Raw genomic sequence first — 3,707 nt, 5'->3', positions numbered from 1 at the left:
ACCCGAGAGAGTGTGGGAGAGTAGGACACCGCCGGACAACCATTAAACGAAAGGCCCCACCCACAGTGGGGCCTTTCGCACTTAACCACCACCAGTAAAATCAGGGTATGACGCAAAAAGTTCGGGCGACGCCCATAGCTCCAGTAGGAGTTGGTGGGTTGGCAATCGAAGGCGCTGGTCATGGTACGGCGGGGAAGCCGTAGCAGCCACCAAAGCCGGCGTGTGTGCAGGCCAGCCGGGATTCAAATAGTAATCCCCCTTGATCAGGGTCTTTCGACCCTGATCGAAAGGGTCACCCCACGATAGCCTGGCAGTGACGGTGCGCTTGAACACACGAGCATACCGAGGCTGACGTAGCCGATGCGCTGTGCGTGGCATTTCGTCACTATGGGGCAGACACTTCCGACGGACCCAAAGACCAGGCACCCCCTCTGGTACCCATAACAATTTGGCACACTGGGACAGGAGCTCTCAGATTGTGGCCGACTCGGCGGGTCCCCAAGTCGACCGGCTCGTACCCTCCTGTTCTGTGAATCACGCAATTGCGCTGCACACCAATGATCACGAGACCCACCCAGTAACGGTCGGCGTCGGGCCCCAATCGCAGAGGTGCACATTCATGACTAACAGGGAAAGTTCGAAGCTCACCGTTGTAGGTGCTGGGAGCGTGGGGACGAGCGTTGCTTACGCGGCGCTCATCCGCGGTTCAGCCCGCAACGTTGCTCTATACGATATTGTGACCGATAAGGTCGAGGCCGAAGTTCTGGACCTCGCGCACGGTACCCAATTCACTGGCGCGGGCACCGTTACTGGCGGTTCCGATCTGGCTGTGGTCGAGGGATCCCACGTCGTTGCCATCACTGCGGGTGCAAAACAGAAACCAGGACAGACACGCGTCGAACTTGCATCAGTCAACGCGTCGATCTTGGCCAAGATGATGCCGGACCTGCTAAGAGCGGCACCCGAAGCAATCTATATTTTGGTCACTAACCCATGCGACGTGTTGACCGTTCTCGCAGCTGAAGCCTCCGGCCTCCCCCCAAACAGGATCTTCTCCTCGGGAACTGTTCTGGACACGTCACGGTTACGGTGGAAACTCGCCGAACGGGCAGGAGTTGCCACCAGCAGCGTGCACGCATTTATCGTGGGTGAACACGGTGACACAGGGTTTCCGCTGTGGTCGGAGGCGAGAATTGGGCCGGTCCCCATCCTCGAATGGGAGACCGAGGGACACCCCCGGCTCACGGTCGACGAACTCGACAACATTGCGATTGACGTCCGCGATTCCGCGTACAAGATTATCCGTGGGAAGGGTGCAACGAATAACGCGATTGGTCTCTCAAGTGCACGCATCGTCGAGGCTGTTCTTCAGGATCAGAAAGCCATCCTTCCGGTCAGCACAGTTCTGAACGACTTCCATGGAATCGACGGAATAGCACTGTCGGTTCCATCCATCGTGGATGCCTCGGGTGCTGCGCCGATCAGAAGCACGCCCTTCTCCGAGAAGGAACTGCAGCTCCTCGCGCGGTCAGCCGGCGCTTTGTCCGGCGTGATTGAATCCGTACGTCGCTGAGTCAGATCTCCTAAGAGCCTGGAGTAGAGATTATGGGGATCCAGTCTCTCGACCCATTCAAATCGCCGCTCCTTTCCGCGGCGATCGTGGCAATACCCATTGTCGTGTTCCTGCTCTGTCTGGTCGCGTTCAAATTGACCGGCCTCGTTGCCACAACCGGGGCTCTCCTGACTGAGATCCTTAGTGCGTTAATGGTGATCAGGATACCTTTCCCGTCAGTAGGAGGAGCCGGTTTTCTTGGATCCCGGAATGCAGCCCGGCCCATCGCTTACATTATTGTCATGGCCGTGTGGCTCTACAAACTGGCAGTAGCCAGTGGTCGCTCGCGGTCATTCGCGCGTTTGTAGCCTCTGTCTGCCCGGATCAGCGTCTGCAGGTTTTATTCATCAGCTTCTCCTTCGGAGGGTTCCTGGAGGGAGTAGCTGGCTTCGAAGTTGCATTGCGATCTGTGCAGCAATGCTCGTTCAGCCAGAGTCCCGTCCAGCGAAGGCCGCAATGGTGCGCCTTGTGGCGAACTTCGCCGCCGGCGCTGACGGGGCGGTCGGGCGGTCGGGATTCCCGTGATAGTCGGCGCGCACGTCGGCGGGGTGGGCGTCATGGACTTGTCGAGGGATCTCGTCTTCATCCTACAACCGATCGCTATATCCATACCTTTCCTACTGGATGCAATACTCCACGGTTGGCGTGGTCGCCGGGGAACCTCGCCGGCAACGGTCTTGGTCACAATTGTCTTCTCCGGTGGCCACGCTGGCTCGGACCTGAGCTGGCCGTCATCGTTCCCGGTCTGCTGGGGATGCCCACTATCGCCGTCCTGTGCCGCTTCTGGGAACCCATTCGTACCTTCCGGGTGAACGTGAAGGAAGCGCCCGATGCGAAACGGTACACGCCGCGCGAAGTCATCGCCGCCTGGAGCTCCTTCTATATCTTCACGGGATGTGCGTTCCTCTAGAGTGCGCCGTTCTTCAAAGCGCTATTCGTTCCCGGTGGTGCACTGGTTGGACTTGTCGCCACCGTCCCGATTCCCCGGGTCACTGGGGCAATCACCACGGCTGGCGGAGCTATTGTCGGAAACACCTACAGCTGGACGCCCGTCAACGCAATCGGGAGCGTTTTGCTTCTCGCGGTCCTTGTCACATTCCTGTCGAGTCCCACCAATAAGGCTTCAATGCTCATCGGCCAACTCATAGTCACGCTCAAAGGATTGGGGTGCGCGCTGGTGCTCATAGCCGCAATCCTCCGGGCCTCCATTCCCTACAGCCTTGGATTGCTGGCATTCATCAGCGTCTGGGCCTTCACGCTGTCACTCATAGGGATGGTGTGACCTGAGTACAGCTTTGACTGTCAAGGGCGCCGGGAGGCCGTGATCGTTGTGCTGCTGGGTGTGGCATCCGACCATCGGTTCGGATGCCCAACCGTCGATGAATCCACCGATTGTGTGCCCGTCTTCGCCGAGAACAGACGAGATCCAGAACATTTTGTTGTCGAGCGGTCGGCGGTGAGGATGGCACCTATTTGCTAACCACGAGGGTTTGCTGCGTCGCTCCTGGTTTGGGCTCGTAGCCGACGAGCAGCGGAGTCCGTGCCAGTCGATGACTTGCCCGGTGGAGGCATTCCGGGTTTCGGGGTAAGCAGGCCCACCGCCCCGCCCTTCGTGAGTTTATGGGGCCATACGCGGCGAACCTTCGGCGCAGCGGGCCCCAAACAGAGAAATCAAGATCCCTTCAGACTCAGCAGTTGGTGAGTCACGGCGAGCGGTGAAGACCCATGCGAAATCTCGCCACTACGGGCGGTTCGGGCTACCGGGACTGACCTTTGGATAGGTGTCGGATCAGTGATTTGGCTCAAGGACATGTGGCGTGTACAGTAAATCTAGTCGCCGCCGCTGAAGCGGAAAGATAGCGACCGACCCCTTATAAACAGCCTGTAAATGGCACGCTATTAGTGTGCGGAACTTGCAGGTAGGGACCCACCTGGTGGGGCTGGAAATCACGGAAATGGTGATTTGCTAAAGCCGCCAAGTTCGGGTAAGTTTGAAAAGTTGCTCCGGAGCGATGATGGGACTGTTTGGTTCTGTTTGGTGTCGGGTGTGTCTGTTGTTTGAGAACTCAATAGTGTGCCATGTTTGTTGATACCG

General features: G+C 58.2%; 3 protein-coding genes and 2 pseudogenes. All 5 read left to right on the top strand.

Annotation, left to right across the window (positions count from 1 at the left end; genetic code table 11):
* Positions 1 to 619 precede the first annotated feature (619 nt).
* The 5 genes and pseudogenes from ACX80O_RS16630 to ACX80O_RS16610 all read left to right on the top strand — a co-directional run bounded on the left by ACX80O_RS16630 (position 620) and on the right by ACX80O_RS16610 (position 2,894).
* Positions 620 to 1,573, top strand: a complete 954-nt coding sequence (locus tag ACX80O_RS16630; RefSeq protein WP_459309207.1) for an L-lactate dehydrogenase — start codon at positions 620 to 622, stop codon at positions 1,571 to 1,573.
* Between the two features lie 32 nt (positions 1,574 to 1,605).
* A pseudogene (locus ACX80O_RS16625) lies at positions 1,606 to 1,997 on the top strand (L-lactate permease); the annotation flags it as partial.
* Between the two features lie 172 nt (positions 1,998 to 2,169).
* Positions 2,170 to 2,247: pseudogene (locus tag ACX80O_RS16620) on the top strand (hypothetical protein); the annotation flags it as partial.
* Positions 2,248 to 2,252: 5 nt separating this feature from the next.
* Complete coding sequence (locus ACX80O_RS16615) at positions 2,253 to 2,522, top strand: L-lactate permease (protein WP_459334167.1); 270 nt, start codon at positions 2,253 to 2,255, stop codon at positions 2,520 to 2,522.
* A 216-nt stretch (positions 2,523 to 2,738) separates the two neighbouring features.
* A complete protein-coding gene (locus tag ACX80O_RS16610) occupies positions 2,739 to 2,894 on the top strand; it encodes a hypothetical protein (protein WP_459334166.1) in 156 nt (51 codons plus the stop codon).
* Positions 2,895 to 3,707: the final 813 nt, after the last annotated feature.

The sequence above is a fragment of the Arthrobacter glycogeni genome (genome assembly GCF_054511155.1).
The sequence above is the reverse complement of the archived record's forward strand: the minus strand, read 5'-3'. Positions and strand labels throughout refer to the sequence as shown.

What these genes read in the sequence shown, in the direction of transcription:
- ACX80O_RS16630 (WP_459309207.1), top strand. Translation starts at nt 620, where the DNA reads ATGACTAACAGGGAAAGTTCGAAGCTCACCGTTGTAGGTGCTGGGAGC.
- ACX80O_RS16610 (WP_459334166.1), top strand. Translation starts at nt 2,739, where the DNA reads ATGCTCATCGGCCAACTCATAGTCACGCTCAAAGGATTGGGGTGCGCG.